The sequence below is a fragment of the Aquabacter sp. L1I39 genome (assembly GCF_017742835.1).
Lineage (GTDB): Bacteria > Pseudomonadota > Alphaproteobacteria > Rhizobiales > Xanthobacteraceae > L1I39.
Genome location: NZ_CP072392.1, coordinates 897,554 through 915,933 on the forward strand (window position 1 = coordinate 897,554; position 18,380 = coordinate 915,933).

General features: G+C 66.9%; 18 protein-coding genes. 13 read left to right on the plus strand and 5 right to left on the minus strand.

Annotated features, from left to right (window positions below; genetic code table 11):
* Positions 1-227 precede the first annotated feature (227 nt).
* Both moaA and J5J86_RS03945 read left to right on the plus strand, forming a co-directional pair.
* Complete coding sequence (moaA, locus tag J5J86_RS03940; RefSeq protein WP_247658415.1) at positions 228-1,214, plus strand: GTP 3',8-cyclase MoaA; 987 nt, start codon at positions 228-230, stop codon at positions 1,212-1,214.
* A gap of 243 nt (positions 1,215-1,457) precedes the next feature.
* On the plus strand, positions 1,458-2,417 hold the full coding sequence (locus J5J86_RS03945) for a DMT family transporter (RefSeq protein ID WP_209103595.1): 960 nt from the start codon (positions 1,458-1,460) through the stop codon (positions 2,415-2,417).
* 24 nt (positions 2,418-2,441) lie between these two features.
* Here J5J86_RS03945 and J5J86_RS03950 read toward each other — a convergent pair whose 3' ends face one another.
* Entirely contained in the window at positions 2,442-2,900 is a 459-nt protein-coding gene (locus tag J5J86_RS03950; RefSeq protein WP_209103596.1) for a MarR family winged helix-turn-helix transcriptional regulator, read from the minus strand.
* 191 nt (positions 2,901-3,091) lie between these two features.
* Here J5J86_RS03950 and J5J86_RS03955 point away from each other — a divergent pair, with 191 nt between their 5' ends.
* The 3 genes from J5J86_RS03955 to J5J86_RS03965 are packed head-to-tail and all read left to right on the plus strand — an operon-like array spanning position 3,092 to position 5,618.
* A complete protein-coding gene (locus J5J86_RS03955; protein ID WP_209103597.1) occupies positions 3,092-3,556 on the plus strand; it encodes a nuclear transport factor 2 family protein in 465 nt (154 codons plus the stop codon).
* Positions 3,556-4,125: a TetR/AcrR family transcriptional regulator gene (locus J5J86_RS03960; protein ID WP_209103598.1), complete on the plus strand. Its 570-nt coding sequence runs from the start codon at positions 3,556-3,558 to the stop codon at positions 4,123-4,125. Before J5J86_RS03955 ends, J5J86_RS03960 begins: the two co-directional genes overlap by 1 nt.
* Before the next feature lie 44 nt (positions 4,126-4,169).
* On the plus strand, positions 4,170-5,618 hold the full coding sequence (locus J5J86_RS03965) for an FAD-binding oxidoreductase (RefSeq protein ID WP_209103599.1): 1,449 nt from the start codon (positions 4,170-4,172) through the stop codon (positions 5,616-5,618).
* 4 nt (positions 5,619-5,622) lie between these two features.
* On the opposite strand, the gene J5J86_RS03970 is transcribed toward J5J86_RS03965, so the two are convergent.
* From J5J86_RS03970 to J5J86_RS03985, 4 genes are all read right to left on the minus strand, one after another.
* Complete coding sequence (locus tag J5J86_RS03970) at positions 5,623-6,843, minus strand: MFS transporter (protein WP_209103600.1); 1,221 nt, start codon at positions 6,841-6,843, stop codon at positions 5,623-5,625.
* A gap of 155 nt (positions 6,844-6,998) precedes the next feature.
* Complete coding sequence (locus tag J5J86_RS03975; protein ID WP_209103601.1) at positions 6,999-9,050, minus strand: SpoIIE family protein phosphatase; 2,052 nt, start codon at positions 9,048-9,050, stop codon at positions 6,999-7,001.
* Complete coding sequence (locus J5J86_RS03980; RefSeq protein WP_209103602.1) at positions 9,050-9,877, minus strand: hypothetical protein; 828 nt, start codon at positions 9,875-9,877, stop codon at positions 9,050-9,052. Before J5J86_RS03980 ends, J5J86_RS03975 begins: the two co-directional genes overlap by 1 nt.
* Entirely contained in the window at positions 9,867-10,613 is a 747-nt protein-coding gene (locus J5J86_RS03985; RefSeq protein WP_209103603.1) for a hypothetical protein, read from the minus strand. Before J5J86_RS03985 ends, J5J86_RS03980 begins: the two co-directional genes overlap by 11 nt.
* A 164-nt stretch (positions 10,614-10,777) precedes the next feature.
* Here J5J86_RS03985 and J5J86_RS03990 point away from each other — a divergent pair, with 164 nt between their 5' ends.
* From J5J86_RS03990 to trmD, 8 genes are all read left to right on the plus strand, one after another.
* Positions 10,778-11,431, plus strand: coding sequence for a hypothetical protein (locus J5J86_RS03990; protein WP_209103604.1), 654 nt, complete (start codon positions 10,778-10,780; stop codon positions 11,429-11,431).
* Positions 11,428-13,419: an MFS transporter gene (locus J5J86_RS03995; RefSeq protein ID WP_209103605.1), complete on the plus strand. Its 1,992-nt coding sequence runs from the start codon at positions 11,428-11,430 to the stop codon at positions 13,417-13,419. The genes J5J86_RS03990 and J5J86_RS03995 overlap by 4 nt, the downstream gene beginning before the upstream one ends.
* The gene (locus J5J86_RS04000) at positions 13,416-14,453 is read left to right on the plus strand and encodes an ABC transporter substrate-binding protein (protein ID WP_209103606.1); all 1,038 of its coding nucleotides are present in this window, start codon (positions 13,416-13,418) and stop codon (positions 14,451-14,453) included. The genes J5J86_RS03995 and J5J86_RS04000 overlap by 4 nt, the downstream gene beginning before the upstream one ends.
* On the plus strand, positions 14,453-15,151 hold the full coding sequence (locus J5J86_RS04005) for a hypothetical protein (protein WP_209103607.1): 699 nt from the start codon (positions 14,453-14,455) through the stop codon (positions 15,149-15,151). Before J5J86_RS04000 ends, J5J86_RS04005 begins: the two co-directional genes overlap by 1 nt.
* Positions 15,148-15,594 (plus strand): ATP-binding protein, encoded by a 447-nt coding sequence (locus J5J86_RS04010; RefSeq protein ID WP_209103608.1) that lies wholly within the window; start codon positions 15,148-15,150, stop codon positions 15,592-15,594. The genes J5J86_RS04005 and J5J86_RS04010 overlap by 4 nt, the downstream gene beginning before the upstream one ends.
* Before the next feature lie 27 nt (positions 15,595-15,621).
* The gene (locus tag J5J86_RS04015; protein WP_209103609.1) at positions 15,622-17,253 is read left to right on the plus strand and encodes a Na/Pi cotransporter family protein; all 1,632 of its coding nucleotides are present in this window, start codon (positions 15,622-15,624) and stop codon (positions 17,251-17,253) included.
* Positions 17,243-17,545, plus strand: coding sequence for an STAS domain-containing protein (locus tag J5J86_RS04020; RefSeq protein WP_209103610.1), 303 nt, complete (start codon positions 17,243-17,245; stop codon positions 17,543-17,545). The genes J5J86_RS04015 and J5J86_RS04020 overlap by 11 nt, the downstream gene beginning before the upstream one ends.
* 83 nt (positions 17,546-17,628) lie before the next feature.
* Complete coding sequence (trmD, locus tag J5J86_RS04025) at positions 17,629-18,342, plus strand: tRNA (guanosine(37)-N1)-methyltransferase TrmD (protein WP_209103611.1); 714 nt, start codon at positions 17,629-17,631, stop codon at positions 18,340-18,342.
* Positions 18,343-18,380 lie beyond the last annotated feature (38 nt).

Sequence of the window (18,380 nt, forward strand, 5' to 3'; positions counted from 1 at the left end):
GCACATGCTTCGCCCTTGGCGGGGGTGAGCGGTGATAGCCGCCGAGCCGACCTCTCCTCAAGCAGGATCGCGCACCAGCCCCTACCCTTTCGGCTCAGGCATACGATATAACAGGGACAAGACCGCAAAAAGCCAGAGAGGAACGGTCAGTGAAGCGGATGGCACGGGACCTGAGCGACCGGAGCGGCGGAGCGGGCACTTTGCAGGGCCAATCCCTTGGCCCGCTGATGGACACGTTCGGCCGCACCGTCAGCTATCTGCGCGTGTCGGTGACGGACCGCTGTGATTTTCGCTGCGTCTATTGCATGGCAGAGCACATGACCTTCCTGCCCAAGCAGGACCTGCTCTCGCTCGAAGAACTGGACCGGCTGTGCTCCGCCTTCGTGGAACGGGGCGTGCGCAAGCTGCGCCTCACCGGCGGCGAGCCCCTGGTGCGGCGGGACGTGATAACCCTCTTCCGTGCCCTCTCCCGGCACCTGGAGAGCGGAAAGCTGGAAGAGCTGACCCTAACCACCAACGGCTCCCAGCTCGGCCGCTATGCGGCGGACCTCGCCGCGTGCGGCGTGCGGCGGGTGAATGTCTCCATCGACACCCTCAATCCGGACAAGTTCCGGGAGGTGACGCGCTGGGGTGACCTCGGCAAGGTGCTGGAAGGGATCCGCGCCGCCAAGGCTGCAGGCATCCATGTGAAGATCAATGCGGTGGCCCTGCGCGACGTGAACGAGCACGAGATCGCCTCGCTCATGGAATGGTGCCATGGCGAGGGCCACGACCTCTCCCTGATCGAGGTGATGCCGCTCGGCGAAGTGGGCGCGGAGCGGGTGGACCAATACCTGCCCCTGTCCGAGGTGCGCGCGAAGCTGGAGGAGCGCTTCACGCTGGAGGACATCCCCTACCGCACCGGCGGGCCCGCCCGCTATGTGGAGGTGAAGCAAACCGGCGGTCGGCTCGGCTTCATCACGCCCCTGACCCACAATTTCTGCGAGGGCTGCAACCGGGTGCGCGTCACCTGCACGGGCACGCTCTATATGTGCCTCGGCCAGGAGGATGCGGCGGACCTGCGGGCCCCGCTGCGCGCATCGGCGGATGACCAGCTTCTCCACGCTGCCATCGATGCCGCCATCTTCCGCAAGCCCAAGGGCCATGATTTCGTGATCGATCGCGGCACCCGCGCGCCGGCGGTCCACCGGCATATGAGCACCACGGGCGGCTAAGTCCTACCGCCTGTAACCCAGCCAAGTTTTCACGCTCCCGCAACGGTTTAACGACCTGTTCGGGATTGCGGCGCGCAGATGGCGGACCCATGCCGGAAGCGACGGGCTTGGCGCGACGATCAGCCATTTACGCAACGGCGCGTCGTCATCAAATGGGTTAGAGACATTCTCGTTGGCTTCTTGCGCACCGTTGGGGTCCATCCCCACGGACAGCCTCAGCGCAGGCCGCAAGGAGACGTTCCGGTGACCCTCAGTCCTGTCATGCGCGGCATCGTGGCCATGGTCACGTCCATGGTGCTGTTCATGGGCAATGATACGTTCATGAAGCTGGCCACCGCCAAGCTTCCCGTTGCCGAGGTCATCGGCATTCGTTCCCTCATGGCGGGGGTGCTTCTCTTTGCGCTGCTGGTGGTCACCGGAGACATCCGGGATGTACACCATGCGTTCCGTCGCAAGGTCGCCATCCGCTCGGCGCTCGATTCCGCCACCACCTATACCTATGTGGTGGCGCTGGCGGTGCTGCCCATTTCCACCTCCACCACCATCTATATGGCCGCGCCCCTCATCACCACGGCGCTCGCCGTGCCCATGCTGGGCGAGACGGTCTCCTTCAAGCGCTGGTGCGCCATCATTGTCGGGTTTGCGGGCGCGGTGATCGTCACCCACCCCGATCCCAGCACCTTCGACATGCTGGCCCTGCTGCCGCTCCTGGCGGCGCTGTTCGGGTCCATCCGCGATATCGGCACGCGCTCCATCGCGTCTGCGGTGCCGGCCACCGTGATCTCCTTCTCCAGTTCGGTGGTGCTGTCGGTCACCGGGCTGCTCTTCGCCATCATGCATCCCTGGACCTGGCCGGACCTGACCTCGTTTCTCTATATGGCGGGGTCCGGCATCTGCTACGCGGCCGGCACGCTGTGTCTCGTCTACGCCTTCCGCAATGCGCCGGTGCGTGCGGTGTCGCCACTGCGCTATGTGCTGGTGCCGCTGGCGCTCGTGGTGGGCTATTTCGTGTTCGGCCATATGCCGGACGGCTGGGCAAGCGTCGGGGCGGTGCTGGTGGTGGGCGCGGGACTATATTCCATCCACCAGGAAGCGGTGCGCGGCCGGGCAGAGAACCGGGCGGCCCGGGCCTTGAACGAAGCCGCGGCCACCGGATGCGCCACTCCGCTCGCGAGCGCCATCACCCGGGCTCCGCCGCGCTGATGCCCTGGAGTGGTCGACCGCGCCTCAGGCCGGCCCGGTCTTCCCCTCGTCCCCCGTCCCCAGGGTCTCACGCAGAGCGACCAGTTCGTCCTTGAGCCGGACGAGGTCTTCCATGCGTCCGCCAGTGGCGGCAAAGATGCAGGGCGGCACATCCGCCGCCTTGGCCCGCAGGGCGCGGCCCGCCTCGGTGAGACTGACTCGCACCACCCGCTCATCCTTGGAATCCCGGAGGCGGTGCACCAGCCCGTTGGCCTCCAGGCGCTTGAGCAGAGGGGTGAGCGTCGAAGATTCGAGGAACAGACGCTCGCCGATCTCTCCCACCGTCTGCCCGTCCTTCTCCCACAGCACCACCATGGCCAAGTATTGGGGATAGGTCAGGCCCAGCTCGTCCAGCAGCGGCTTGTAGACGCGGTTGAAGGCGTGGTTCGCGGAATAGACGGCAAAGCAGAGAAAATCCGCCAGCCGCAAATGTTCATCGGCCATCCGGCCATTCCTCATCCAGCTGCGGCGCCCTGAAGGTTTGCCGCCTTCCCCAATATAGATCGCACACGACCGATCTTCCAGTGGCCGCCTGACAGCTCGGCACGCAGCCGGCCAGCCACATGCAACCTTGACAGATCCAACTCTCTCTGTACCATTTGGTACACTAACAACTATTTGGTACGGATTGCCTCATGTCACGTCCCCCTTTTCCTCCCTTCACGCTCGAAACCGCCAAGCAGAAGGTGCGCATGGCGGAAGACGCCTGGAACCACCAGGACCCGGTGAAAGTCTCGCTCGCCTATAGCGAAGGCAGCATCTGGCGGAACCGTTCGGACTTCTTCTCCGGCCGGGAGGCCATCGTCTCCTTCCTCACCACCAAGTGGGAAAAGGAGCTGGACTATCGCCTCATCAAGGAATTGTGGGCCTTCCACCAGAACCGCATTGCCGTGCGCTTCCAGTACGAGTACCGCACGGCTGAGGGCGCGTGGTTCCGCGCCTATGGCAATGAGAATTGGGAGTTCGACGAGGCCGGCTTGATGCGGTGGCGGCAGGCGAGCATCAATGATGTTTCGATCACGGCCGGCGAGCGCAAGTTCCTGTGGCCGAAGGGGCCGCGCCCCGCCGACCATCCCGGCCTCTCCGAACTTGGGCTTTGATGGCGCGCACCGTCCATGAACGTTCCGACGTGCTTCCCCTCCTCGGCGAGGTGTTCCGGGAGCACGGCTATGAAGGCGCCAGCCTGTCCGTGATCTCCGCGCGGACAGGCCTCGGCAAGGGCAGCCTCTATCACTTCTTCCCCGGCGGGAAGGAGGAGATGGCACAGGCGGTGCTCGCCCATATCGACGCCTGGTTCGAGACAGAGATCTTCGCGCCCTTGCGCACCGATCCGAACCCGGATGCCGCCATCGCCCATATGATCCGGGGGGTGGATGCCTATTTCCGCTCCGGCAATCGGGTGTGCCTCGTGGGCGTGTTCGCCCTGGTGGAGGCCCGCGATCGCTTCGCCCTGGCGGTGAAGGACTATTTCGCCCGCTGGACCGCCGCCCTGGCGGACGCGCTCACCCGCGCCGGCCGGCCGGCGGACATCGCCTTTGCGGATGCGGAAGAGGCGGTTCTCGCCATTCAGGGCGCGCTGGTGCTGGCCCGCGCGCTGGACGATGCGAACGTGTTCCGCCGTGCCATGGCGCGCATCGCGGAGAGATTGGGAGTGGCAAAGAGCCCTTAAGGTTCCGCTTGCGATGGGCGGGTCCCTGATCCAGTCTCCGGCCCATGTCGAGCCACGCCCCCGCCCCCCTCCTTCTGCCCCCCGAAGTCACCGCTCCGGTCCTTGAGCGCATCGCCGCCCGCATCGGCGCGCGCCATGTGCTCGTGGATGCTGGCGACATGGCGCCCTATCTGGTGGAGGATCGCGGACTGTTCCGGGGTGTGGCCCCTGCCGTGCTGCGCCCGGGCAGCACGCAGGAGGTGGCCTTCTGCGTATCGGCCTGCGCCGAGGCGGGCATCCCCATGGTACCCCAGGGTGGGAATACGGGGCTTGTGGGCGGGCAGGTGCCGCTGGGCGGCATGGTGATCTCGCTCCAGCGCCTCGACCGCATCCGCCGGGTGGATGCCTCCGACTATACGATGACCGCCGAAGCGGGCTGCACCCTCCACGGGGTGCAGCAGGCGGCGACGGAGGCCGGCTGTCTGTTCCCCCTCTCCATTGCTTCGGAAGGCTCCTGCCGGATCGGCGGCAACCTGGCTTCCAATGCGGGGGGCACCGCCGTCCTGCGCTATGGCAATACACGGGAGCTGACGCTGGGCCTGGAAGTGGTGCTGGCCAATGGCGAGGTGTGGAACGGTCTTTCCCGCCTCCGCAAGGACAATACGGGCTATGATCTGAAGGATCTCTTCATCGGCTCTGAGGGCACGCTCGGCCTCATCACCGCCGCCGTGCTGCGCCTTTACCCCAAGCCCCGGCAACGGGCGACCGTGCTGGCCGGCGTGCCCGATCCCCACCTTGTGCTGTGCCTGTTCGAGCGGCTGCGCGCCGAGGCCGCAGATGCCCTCACCGGCTTTGAGATGATGCCCTCCTTCGGCATGGAAATGGTGCTGCGGCATATGCCCGGCATGGTGCGCGCACTCCAGGGCACCCACCCCTTCTATGCCCTCATCGAGCTGACCTCCCCTCGCGCCCGCGATGACCTGTCTGGCCTCGCGGAGGACGTGCTGGGCGCGGCGCTGGAGGCGGGGGAGATCGAGGATGCGGTGATCGCCGCCAGCGAGAGCCAGGCCGACGGGCTCTGGGCGCTGCGCGAGAACATGTCGGAAGCCCAGAAGTTCGAGGGCGGCTCCATCAAGCACGATGTCTCGGTTCCCGTCTCCTGCGTCGCCGACTTCGTGGTGGAAGCCAGCCGTCGCTGCGAGGCGCATATGCCGGGCGTGCGGGTGTGCGCCTTCGGCCATGTGGGCGACGGCAACATCCACTTCAATCTCAGCCAACCCCCAGACATGGAGAAGGCCGCCTTCCTCGCCTCCTGGGAGGGCTTCAACCGGATTGTTCATGACTTGGTGGCGCAGATGGACGGCTCCATCTCCGCCGAACACGGCATCGGCTTGCTCAAGCGGGAAGAGCTGGTCCGCTATAAGGACAAGGTGGCTCTTGACCTGATGGCCCGCCTGAAGAGCGCCATCGACCCGCGCGGCCTGCTCAATCCCGGCAAGGTGCTGATGGGCTGAGGCTTCAGGCCCGCTTCTGGCGCCCGCCCACCCCAAGCACCGCCAGGATGCACAAGGCCAGAGGAACCGACGCGGCCAGGAACACCGCCTGGTTCAGGTGGTGGTCGAGCAGCACGCCATAGACCAGCGGGCCCAGCAGCGAGCCGATGTCGAACCCGGAATAAACGACGCCGAACACCTTCCCCGTCGCCCCGACAGGCGCGGCACGCCTGACCAGAACGTCCCGCGAAGGCATGGTGACGCCGAAGAACAGGCCGATGCCGGCGATCAGCGAGACTGTGACCCAGGGCGGATGGACTGCCATCCCGACACTAGCACAGGTGAGGGCCGCAAGCGCCAAACCCGCCATCGCGACCCGGTGGTGATGGGTCGCCCGATCCGCCAGCACGCCGCCGATGGACACGCCCACGATGGTGGCGAGCTGGTAGCAGCCGAGCGCCAGCGCCGCCAGCGAGGCGGAAAGGCCATAGCCCTCCTGAAGGGCGGTAATGGAAAAGGACTGCACGCCCACCAGAGCCATGGCAGAGGACAGGAAGTAGAGAAAGGCCAGCACCACCACCGGGGTCATCAGCACATGGGCGAAGCTGATGACCGGCAGGCCATCCGGATGCGCCGCAGCCCGCGCCGCCCGACTCTGCGTCTTCAGAAGCGGGCGCGCCAGCAGGAGGCCGCAGGCAATGGTCAGGCAGGTCAGGCCAAGAATCATCAGTGCGGTGCGCCAGCCGAACATGAGCGCCAGGAAGCCGGAGGCGATGGGTGAGAGGGCAAAGCCCAGATTGCCCGCGATCACATGCGCCGCGAAGGCCCGCCCCAGCCGCTCAGAGCGCACCCGGTGGCTCAGGATGGACAGGTCGGCCGGGTGATAGACGCTATTGCCGAGGCCAGCGAGGGCCGCGAGCGGCAGCATGGCGGCATAGGACGGGGCTAGGCCCAGCCCCGCCATGGAGGCGGATTGGAGCACCATGCCCGAGATCAGCAGCCGGTCGGCACCGAACCGGTCCACCAGCACGCCGGCCATCACCTGCCCGGTGCCGGAAAACAGATAGAAGACCGAGAGCAGCAGGCCAAGATCGGTGAACGACACGTTCAGGTCGCTGCGCATGCCGATGAAGAGCGGCGCCAAGGCGAGTTGAAGCAGATGGCTAACGAAGTGGGCGGTGCCCACGGCCGAGATGGTCGCAAGCTCGCGCTGCGGCTCGACGGCTGAAGGTGCGGCAAGGCTCACGCGTCTCTCCCGGGCACCGCCTGCTCTGGGCGGCGCGCTTGTATCTGGCCAGGGGATCCCGCGCGAGCCGCCTACCCGCCAGCGGGCAAAACTCTCCCGGCACTGAAGCACCCATCTTTCCAGAATTATCTTTTAGACCAGCTGGGAGGATCGCCCTAATGCGTATTGCGCGGGCCTTGCCCGCCGAAATAGCGGAGCGTCAGCAATGTGATGTCGTCGGCTTGGGGGGCACCCCGCTCGAAGGCGCGGATGGAGGCCAGCACGTCGTGCTCCACCTGCGGCACCGGCCGCTCGTGGATGCCCGATGCCAGCAAGGCCTCCAGGCGCTTTTCGCCATAGGGCTCGTCGTCGATGTCGAAGGCCTCGGTCACGCCATCGGTGAAGAGGATGAGGGTATCGCCGGGGACCAGTTGGATCTCCCGCTCCGCATAGACGAACCCCTCCATCACCGCCACCGCCATGCCCTTGGTGGTTGGCAGTGCATCGACCTTGCCTTCGCGGGAGATGCGGTAGGGCGGATTGTGCCCGGCATTCACATAGGTACAGCGGCCCGTGTCCAGGTCGATGACGCCATAGAACAGCGTCACGAACAGCATCTGGTCGTTCTCCACCGCCAGGAGATCGTTGAGGCGGCGCACGCTGCTGGAGGGCGACCGTTCGAACATGGCCGTCGAGCGCAGCAGGGTCCGGGAAATGGCCATGAACAGCGCGGCCGGTACGCCTTTGCCGGACACGTCCGCGACCACGAAACCCAGCGTCGAGCGGTCGATGAAGAAGTAATCGTAGAAATCGCCGCCCACTTCGCGGGCCGGCGTCATGTGGCCGTCCACCATCACGCGCGGGTCCGGCGGGAATTCCTTGGGCAGAATGGCCAGTTGAACCTGCCGGGCGATCTCCAATTCCTGCTGGAGGCCGGCCAGCTTGGTCTTGGTGATCAGAGCCTCGCGCAGCTCCACCACCATGGAGGACAGGCGCGTATATTGCTCGACGATGCGGCGCGAGAGATCATGCAGCACCCGCGCAACCCGGCGCAGCTCATCGTCGCCCTCACTGGCCTCAGGACGCGCGAGCAAGGCCAGGACTTCTTCCCGGTCGGTGGGGTCGATGGCATCGGCCAGCGCCTTCAGTTCGCTGGAAATCACCGCCTCCTGCCGACGCCGCACCCGCTCGCGCTGCCGCCGGCTTTCGGCAAGGGCCTGGGCATTGGCCCGAAGCCCCACAACGGCCTGTCCGATGCGGCCGATCTCGTCCGCCCCCGTGTGATCGAGCGTCCCGGAGGTGTCGCCGCGCGAGAGCGCCTCCAGCACTGCGATGGCGTTTTCCAGCGGGCGGAAGCTGTACCAGAGGAAGACATACAGGCCGAAGAGGCCGAAGATCACCAAAGCGAGGCTGACCAGGATGGCGGTACGGCGCAGCGTGGCCTGTGCCTCCCATTCTGCGGTCTCGTCCTTCAGACTGACCACGGCGCCGACGATGGAGCCGGCGAGGTCGTCCACCGGCACCGTGGTGACCGAATAGGTGCGCGGCCCCACCGCCACCTGTTCATAAAGGGCGACGCGGGGGGAGACGGCGAGATTTGCCTGCCGCCAGAGCACCTCGTCCGAGGTGTCCACCAGCTTCCCGCGCAGCGACACCAGGGAGGCGACGGCGCCCAGGCTGGAGGCGAATCGGTTCACGGCAATGCGCGCGTCGCGGGCCAGCACCACCGCCACGGCGCCTCGCCCGGCCAAGGTGAGGGTACGGGAGGCTACCACCAGGATGTCCGTCGCCGAGACGGCGCGCAGCCCGCCCACGGACCGCCCGGTCAGGGCCTTGTCCAGAGCGCCGGCATCCAGAATACCGCGCCCGAAGGCATCGCCGATGCTGAAAACAATGTCGCGCCTCTGGTCGATCATCTCCAAAGAGAGGTTGGGGATGTCTTCCTCGTACCCCAGTTCCTTCAGCTCCTGGAGCACCCGCTCCCGATCGCCGGCGGCGAGCGCCTCCATGGCAAGGGGGGAAGCCTCCAGTTCAGCCAGAATCTGGTCGAGATCGGAGACTTGAGCCTCGACGATCTCGCTCCACAGGGAGCCTTGCAGCGAGATGGCGATCTGGGAGGACCGGCGGTGCTCCAGCCGGTCGCGCACCAAGCTCGCCCCGAAGAAAGCGAGGCATAGCGCCACGAAGCCGATGCCCACCAGCAGGGTGATGCGTGATCTCAGCAGCATCAGACGCCCCCCGGCGTGTCACTCTTGGCCCCGGGCCGGGCGAAAACCTTGCGCCGCAGGCGCTCCACCTCAGGGCGCAGGCGGCCGTCAAAATCGACGGTCAGAATCTCTTCCGCATAGGCCTGCACCGCCGTCTGCCGCTCCACCACGCGCCGCACGCCCTCGCGCAGGGCCCTGAAGGCGGTGCCCACCGCACCGAAGCTCAGGACCGCAGGGGGCGGACCAAGATCGACATCGCCGTCTGCCGTCTTGGCCAGCATGCCCGCCAGCCGCCGGCGCGAGCGGGCGAGGCTGGCCCCGGCGAACACGGCAGCGGCGCCGGCACCGAGCACCGCGCAGACCGCCACCGAAAGAACAGCCTGGCGCGTGAGATCGGCGAAGGCGGAGGATAAGGTGGCGGGCGTGGTCACCACGTCCACCTGTCCCATTTGGATGCCATCCACCTGGATCGGCATGGACACCGTGTCCGTCCCCGGCGCGGGGCCGACGGCGCTGCGCAATTCCCGCCCATCCGGCCCGCGCAGGACAATCCGTGTGAGGCCGGGCGTGCGCGAGAGCGTCTCGTCCAGATAGGCCTCGACCCCCGGCAGGAGCTTGAGCGGAATGCCGAAACGGGCGGCCTTCTCGAACTGAGAGGCGAGCGCGCGCGCCACCGTGGTCCCAATCAGGGTCGCGTCGCGGCGCGCCTCGTGCTCCACGCGCTCGCGGAAAGTGGAAACCAGGAAGGCGGCCGCCGCCCCTCCAACCAGCAGGGTCACGAGGAAGACGAACAGGGCGCAGGCGAGGCGGTCGCGGCCTCTGGCGGCCGGGTGCGAATCAGTGCGCATCGTCCAGCTCCTGCAGCTCCCGCATCCCGATCTCGGCCCTCTCTTCCGCTGCGTCCCAGGTCTTGCGGGTCTGCGCGGCAAGGGTCTCAAGCCGCCATCCGCGATGAGGCCGCATGCGTTCCCCACGCAGGATGCGGGACACCCGTGCGAAAGGGCGGGTCAAGACGAACGCGCACCCCATGGCCGTCAGGAAACCGACAAGGCCAGCGGCGCCGATGAGGAGGCCGGATTGGGTGATGAGCGAAAGACCCAGCGTCTCAACCCGATGCACCCGTGCCGAATCCGACACCGTCACGGCGATGCCGCCGGCAAGGCCCAGATCGCCGTCGAAGCGGGTGCCGAAGATGGTTTCCCGGCGACCCTCCAGGCGCCAGATGCCGTCGTGCGCGAGCGGGGTCAGCCACGACTTGTCCACCGTCTCGCCGATGGCGCCGCGGTCGGTGCTGTACATGAACCGACCCGGCGCGCTGAAAATATCGATGGCGACGATGGATGGGTCATTCACCTTCTCGCGCTCGATCCGCGCCTGCAGCAGGGAGAGCTGATCGAGGGTCAGGCCGATGGACAGGTTGGCTTCGGTGGCGCTGCGCAGCGTACCCAGGAGGTGGGACACGCGGGCCATCTCGATCTCTTCGCCCACCTTGGTGCCCGCAAGGAAGGCGGCGCCGGCCACCGTCACAAGCGTGACGAGGAGCGTCCCCAATGTCACCAAGACGAGCCGACTGACAAATGCCATGAAGAGAAAATGCTGTTTCGTGAAGCGCGCGGGACGTTACCGCCCCGGGCCGTTGCAAACCAGACCCAAACTGAGCAGAATCGAAAATACCAAACTCTTCGAGACGTTTCCCCGCCTTTCGAGCCGCCAACGGGACGCGCGGCGATCTCAGCGAGCGAGCCATCATGACCCGTACGACCGTGGGCCTGATTACGCTGTTTGCTCTGATCGCGGCCGTCTGCGTTGCGTTCGGCGCCTATTTCTCCTTCATCACGCTGCAGAATGCCCACCGCCAGGCGGTGGAGGCGCGTTTTACCATCACCGCCGAACGCATCGCCCAGACCGCGCAAGTGGCCGATGCCCTCGGCATTGCCCTGCCCATGCAGGAGACGCTGACCGGCGTGCTACGCCGTGAAGAGCGTCTCGACGATGCAATCCGCTCCATAGACGTGGTGGACCGGCGCGGTCATGTGCTGTTCAGCAGCGCGCCGGACCGGGTGGGCGTCACCGAGCCGCGCCGGATCGCCGATTCGGTGGCGGCCGGCATCGAGAATGACCTGGCAGCCGTCATCGGACAGGTGGTGGTGCGTTATGATCCGCACGCGCTCGCCACCGGCGCCGCGGCCCTGTCCGAGGATCTCTCACGGATCGCCGTTCCCACCCTGCTGGGCGCCGGCCTCGCCACCTTGGTTATCGGCCTTCTGCTCGCATTCGGCCTGAAGCGGGCGGTGCGCCGGGCGGCAGACCCAGGCTCCTGGCCGCCTGCGGCCGTTTCCGCGCGGGCGGCGGCCGACGCTGCGCACGCCACCCTCATCGCACCGGAGGTCTCGGGGTCATGATCGGGCTGAGGGCCGGGATTTCCATTGCCATCTCCGTGGTACTTTGCGCGGCGCTCGCCATCATCGGCTGGGGCGCGCAGCACGCGGCTTCGCGCACCATCGTTCCCGCCATCACGGAGAAGGCCGAATCGGTGAGCCTGTCCGCCGCGGCGCTGGTGGAAAGCGCGCTCCGTGCCGGCATTCCCGTGGACCAGCTGGTGGGGGTGCGGGACTATTTCGAGGATCTGCGCACCCGCAATCCCGAGCTGGCGGAAATCCGGCTGACCGCCACGGACGGGCGCCTTCTGGGCGTTGCCGGCGCGCCGCCGGAGACGCCCGATCCCCCTCACGTCCTGGCGGCGGTCACCGCCACGTCCGGCGCGCCCCTGGCGACCCTTGCCATCACCATTGACCCCGGCGTGGTCGCGCAGCGGGTGAATGCGGTGCTGGTGGACGTCGCCTTCATCGGCATCGTATCGCTCCTGGTGGCGCTGGAACTGGTGGCCCTGGTGGTCGGCAGCAGGGGCGTCGAGGCGCTGTCCGCCATCGAATCGCGGGTGCGCGCGCTCGCGCGGGGACGGCTGTGGCTGCACGAGGCCCGCCAGGACGCTTCGGCGCCGCTCGTTGCACCCATCGACCGGCAGGTGCAGCACTTGCACGAGCGCCACGCCAGGGCGCGCGCCGAGGCGATCCGCCGAGGCGATGACGAGGCCGTGGCCGCCCTCGATGCCATGGCGGTGCGCACCGGGCTCGGCACGGTTCATCCGGGTGAGAACCACGCCGCCACCGTCGTCCGGCCCGCCCTGTTCCTGTTCATGATGGCGGAGGAACTCACACGCCCGTTCCTGCCGCGCATGGTCCAGGGCATGATCCCCCCCGATTCGAGCCTGACGCTGGATGTGGCGGTGTCCCTGCCCATCGTTGTCTTCATGGCCGGCGTGGCGCTGTGCCAGTTGCCGTTCGCGGTGGCGTCCGAACGGCTCGGGCGTCGGCGCGGCTTCGTGCTGGGCGCTCTCATCGCCGCGTGCGCCTATGCCGCCTCTGGCCTCGCCGAGAACTATTACGTCTTCCTGGCGGCTCGGCTCGCCTCGGCGGTGGGCTATGCTCTGGTGTTCGTCTCAGCCCAGGGCCATGTGATCGACCATTCCCGCCCCGCCGAACGCACAGCGGGCCTTGCCATGTTCGTGCGCGCCATCATGGTTGCGGGCCTGTGCGGCCCCCCCATCGGCGGTGTGATCGCCGATCGCCTGGGAGGGCACGCCGCGCTCATGGCCTCCGCGCTGCTGGCCGGGACAGCATTGCTCGTCGCCTTACTGACCCTGCCGCGCTCCGAGCCGCGCAAGGATGCGGCAGGGGTGGGGCTGGCGGACCTGGCGGCCGCGTTCCGCGCGCCGCGCCTGGCGCCACTTCTGTTCGGCTGCGCACTCCCGGCCAAGTTTCTGCTGGTGGCCGTCTGCTTCTATCTCGTTCCGGTGGAGTTGCAGCGGCAAGGCTACAGCTCGGCCGCGATCGGGCGGCTGCAGATGATCTATCCCATCCTGATGGTGTTTGCGGTGCCCCTCTTCGCGGCCCTGGCGGAACGGCTCGATGCGCGGGCGAGATTTGTTGCCATGGGCGGCCTGGTGGCGGGAGCCGGCACTCTGGTACTGCTGCTCGGCACCTCGCCGCTGACGGTCGCTGTGGTCCTGGCGCTGCTGGGGCTGGGCCAGGCCATGTCCATCGCGCCGCAATCGGCGCTCGTGGCGGACAGTGCCCGCCACATGCCGGGCGGCGGATCGGCTGGCGTCCTCGGCCTGTTCCGCCTCATTGAGCGCAGCGGCAATGCGGCGGGGCCTGCCGCGGCCGGATTCCTGCTGGCGGTGGCGGGATTTGCTTCCGCAACGGCGCTGATCGGGGTATTCGTGATGTCGGGCGCCCTCGTTTTCGCTCTGTCCGGCCGCCAGAAGCGCTCCCGGACCGGAACGGCTGGCGACCCGAGGAATGTTTCACCAGAAGGTAGCCCGTTGTGATCGATCGGCGTTCGCTCCTTTCGCTGGGCCTCGGCGCGGGCGCCGCGGGCGCGCTCGGCGGGTTCTCCGGGGCCGCGGCCCAGACTGCCGCTGCCGCTGCCGGGCAGGATGCCCCATTTCGCATCCTCATGCTGACCTTCCGCGGCGAGACCGACGTAGAGCGGGGCTTCCGCTATTTCTTCGAGGCGGCCGGGGTGAAGGCGGACTTCCTCTCCCGGGACGTGGAGCGGGACGCCAGTCGCGTGAAGGGAATCCTGGCGGAGACCCTGCCCACCTTCAAGCCTGACCTGATCTACACCTACGGCACGCCCAACACGCTGGCCGTGGCCGGTCCCTATGACGCCGCTGACGGTTCAAGTTTCGTCCACGACATCCCCGTCGTGTTCGCCCTCGTGGCGGCGCCCGTACCCACCAAGATCGCGCCGTCTGTGGCCTCCTCCGGGCGCAATGTCACCGGGGCGGTGCATGTGGTGCCCACTGACGTGCAGATGCGCGCCATGCAGACTTACAAGCCGTTTTCCAAGGTGGGCGTCATCTATTCGCCCAACGAGAGCAATTCGGTGGTCATCGTCAACGAGATGAAGGCCTTCTGCGACAGCACCGGCGCCGAACTGTTCGCCCAGCCGCTGAACATGGCCGGCAACCGTCCCACCGGGGACGGGGTGGAGCAGTTCGTGCGCGACATGCGCAACAAGGGCGCGGATTGGCTCTATCTGCCGCCCGACACCTTCCTCGCCACCATCTTCAACCGCATCGCGCCGGTGGCCATTGACGTGGGCCTGCCCACGTTCGGTTCCACCGAGTTCTTCCTGCGGGAAGGCGACGGGCTGGTGGGCCTCGTCTCGCGCTATTATTCCGTCGGGCAGCTGGCCGCTTCCAAGGCGGTGCAGATCCTGGTGGAGAAGCGGGCACCCAAGGACATCCCCATCGAGACGCTGAAGCGGTTCGCGCTGATCATCAACATGAAGGTGGCCAAACGCCTGAGCGTCTATCCGCCCATCGTGATGCTCAACTATGCCGAGGTGATCGCCTGATGCGGGCGGCCCTGGTGGAGACAACGGACATCGCCTTGCATTGGCGCGAGCTGGAACCGTCGGACATCGAGGCGGTGGAGGCCCTGCATCGGCTGGCGGTGGGTCCCGTGGTGCGACCAGATATCGTCAAGCCGGAGAGCCGGGCCTATTTCGAGAGCATCCTGGCCGGGCGCGGGCGGGTAATCGGCGCCTTCGACCAGACCGCGGCGGAGGCCGAGCACTGCCTTGTGGCCTACGGCATTCTCCAGCACGAGCATGCGCCGAAGGACAATTGGGAAGCGGACCTGAAGGTCGCGCCCGGCACGGCCACGGGGCGCCTGGCGGGTGCCTCGGTCGCTCCCGCATTTCGTGGGCGCGCCCTTCAGCGCGCCACCATTTCGGCGCGCGTCTCCATGGCGCCGCGTGGCATGCTGCTGTTCTCCACGGCCGCTCCCGTAAATACGCCCAGCTGGGCGAGCCTGTTGGCGGAAGGCTTCCCCATTCACGGCCTCATCCGCCGCTATGGCGGCTATGCCCGCTATCTGATGGTGCGAGACCATGCCCTCCACGACAGCGAGCAGGCGATCGCGGTGGACCCGGCGGACATTCCCGCCCAGCTCTCCCTGTTCGAGAAGGGCTGGCATGGCTTTGCCCGCACCCGCCTGCCCTCCGGCCTGCCCGGCATCCTGTTCGCGCCTCCAATCGGTCGCCCTTCATGACTGCCAGCGGCTCGCAGCCTTCCAGCGACACGCTTCCGATCACGGCGGACGTGGATGAAATTCCGCGGGTCAGCGAATGGCTGGACACTCTCTCGGAGCGGGACGAGTTGCCTCCCGGTCTCCTGTTCGGCGTGCAGCTGAGTATTGAGGAAGCGCTGGCCAACGTCATCAATCATGGCTTTCCCGGGGGGCGTCAACGAGCTGTCATAAGGCTCGAATACCAGAAGCTTGATGATCATAGGTTCCAGGTGCGGATCGTCGACAACGGCGTGGCGTTCGATCCGACCGCCGTCGTCTCTCCGGACATGGCGGAGAGTGTCGAGGATGCGAAAATCGGTGGTCATGGGGTGCGCCTCATGCGGCACTTCCTTGAGGCCATCCGTTATGAGCGCAAAGGTGACGAAAATCATCTTCTCCTGGTGGCAGGGCCCAAGGCCGAATAGGGCGTCGCGCGGCCGGGCTCAGTTGCCATGTTGATCATCGCCGAACTCCTGGCCGGCCTCGGCCTTCTCTTCATCGGCCTCAAGCTGGTGGGTTCGCATCTGCAGGCCGCGCTCGGGCACCGCATCAAGGCGCTCCTCAAGACCGCCACCAGTTCCGTCCCGGTCGGTTTTGCCTGCGGCACCCTCGCGGGCGCGGTGATCCAGTCCTCGAACGCAGTCACCCTGATCACAGCCAACCTGGTGCGCAGCGCCTTCCTCACCACCCGCGAGGCGGTGTCGGTGGTGGGGGGGGCCAATGTGGGCACGTCGGTGCTGGTGTTCCTGGCCGCCATCAATGTCCGTCTGGCCGTTCTTTACCTCCTGGCGCTGATCGGGATGGGATACCAGTTCAAGCTCGACCGCGCGCCGCGCGTGCGCGAATGGCTCGGCGTGCTGCTGGGCCTCGCGCTGCTGTTCATGGGGCTCGACTTCATCAAGACGGCACCAAAGTCTTTGCCCCTCATTGAGCTGTCCACCTTCGTGAGCGGCTACATCAACCCGGTCACCGGCATGGCTCTGGGCATTGTGGTGGCCCTCATCACGCAATCCTCCTCCACTGCCGCGATCCTGGTCCTGCCGCTGGTCCAGACAGGTCTGATGACCTTCGACGACGCGGTCGTCGTGGTGCTCGGCGCCAATGTGGGGTCTGGGTTGGCCACCCTTTGGACCACCGCAGGCCTCGCCGGCACGGGCAAGCAATTGTGCTACGTGCATGTAATGGTGAAGGTCTCGGGCACGGTACTGTTCGGCCTCGTCTGGATCATCGCCGAGAAGGGCTTCGGCATCGATGCCCCGATGGTCGCCCGCGACCTGGTCGACGGGCAGGACTCGGTGGCAATTTCCACTCTATTCCTGGTCCTGCAAGTGCTTGGCGCAGTGGTTGTCTGCATCTCGCCGGGACGGATGGCGAGCCTCGCAGCGAGGATCAGTCCGCCCACCCACGAAGACCACATTTCGCAGCCCACTTATATTCATCCGGCCGCACTCGAAGACCCCTCGAGCGCCCTTGAGCTCGCCGCGCGGGAGGCCCGCCATCTCCAGCGCCACTTGCCCGGACTGATCCCTGACCTTGACCAGCGGACGGGGGACGATCGCACCCACCGCGCGGCCATCGCTCGCGGCGCAAGCATGGTGTCCACCGAAACCGAGCTCTTCCTCACCGACCTGATGCAGCGAGGCTTGGCGCCTCAAGACCTGGATTTCGCCCTCAGGATCCGGGGCGAGTTGGTGCTGATGCGAGACCTGAGGACCACCCTCTCGGAGCTCAGCGACATCATTGATGACTTCGACACCGTGCCGCCGCTCGCGTTCAACCTGTCGGAATCCCTGCGCGCGCTCACCCTGTCGCTGGTGGAGGCGGAGGATGCCGAGGACCTGGACACACTCAGCACCCTTACGGGGGACCGCAGCGGTTTGATGGAGCGCCACCGGCGCGCCATAGCCACCTCCATGTCCGCTTCGGGAACCGACTTGGCGGCGCTCCAGCACGCAACGGGATTGTTCGAGCGAGCCGTATGGCTGCTGCATCGGATCGCCCTCACATTGCGCGCGGGCTCGAATGCGGCTAATGCGGCAGAGGAATTGGTCCAAGACGCGCGGGAACAGGTTCATGCAGATTGAGCGGGAACAGGCTGGCGCCGACGTGCTGTTGAAGGTATCGGGGCGCCTCGATACTCCCAATGCCAAGCCGTTCGAGGCGAGCCTTCTCGAAGTGGTGTCCACCACCACCGGGGGCATCCAGGTGAATCTGGCTGGCGTGGACTATGTGTCCTCTTCCGGCCTGCGCGCCCTGCTGGTGGCCGGCAAGGCCATGCGCAGCGCCAAGCGCAATCTCTCGCTGGCCTCCCTTCAGCCGCAGATCCGGGAAGTGTTTGACATTTCCGGCTTCTCCACGCTGTTCGAGATCAGCTGAGCGCAGGCGCCCGGCCGGCGGGGCCCAGCCTTGCCGGCTATCGCTGATTTGACCTTCCCCCTCCTCTCGCCCATCAGTGGCGCATGACCTTTCGCGCCAGCGTCCTCACGCTTTATCCGGACATGTTTCCCGGCCCCCTCGGCCATGCTTTGGCGGGGCGCGCGCTTGACGGTGGCCTTTGGGCGCTGGAGGCGGTGCAGATCCGCGACTTCGCCCTGGACCGCCACCGCTCCGTGGATGACACCCCCGCCGGCGGTGGCCCCGGCATGGTGATGCGGGCCGACGTGCTCGCCCGCGCCATTGACGCCACCGCCCCGGCCGATGACCCCCGCCCCCGCCTGCTGATGACCCCCCGCGGCCGCCCGCTGACCCAGGCGCGGGTGCGCGACCTCGCTTCAGGTCCAGGCGTGGTGATCCTGTGCGGGCGCTTCGAGGGGGTGGACGAACGCGTCATCGCCGCCCGCCGGCTGGAAGAGGTGTGCGTGGGCGATGTGGTTCTGTCCGGCGGAGAGACGGCCGCCTTGCTGCTGCTGGACGCCTGTGTCCGCCTCATTCCCGGCGTCATGGGCAAGGCACAAAGCGGGGAGGATGAGAGCTTCTCCGCCGGCCTGCTGGAATATCCCCAATATACCCGTCCGCAGATATTCGAGGGACAGCCCATTCCCGAGGTGCTGGTGTCCGGCGACCATGCGCGCATCCATGCCTGGCGGCACCAACAGGCGTTGGACATTACTCGCGCGCGGCGGCCCGACCTCCTCTCCGGCACCGATGACGGTCCGGTGACGGAAAAGACATGACAGGCGGCCGGTTCTGCGCTATAGGCCGCGCCGTCCCT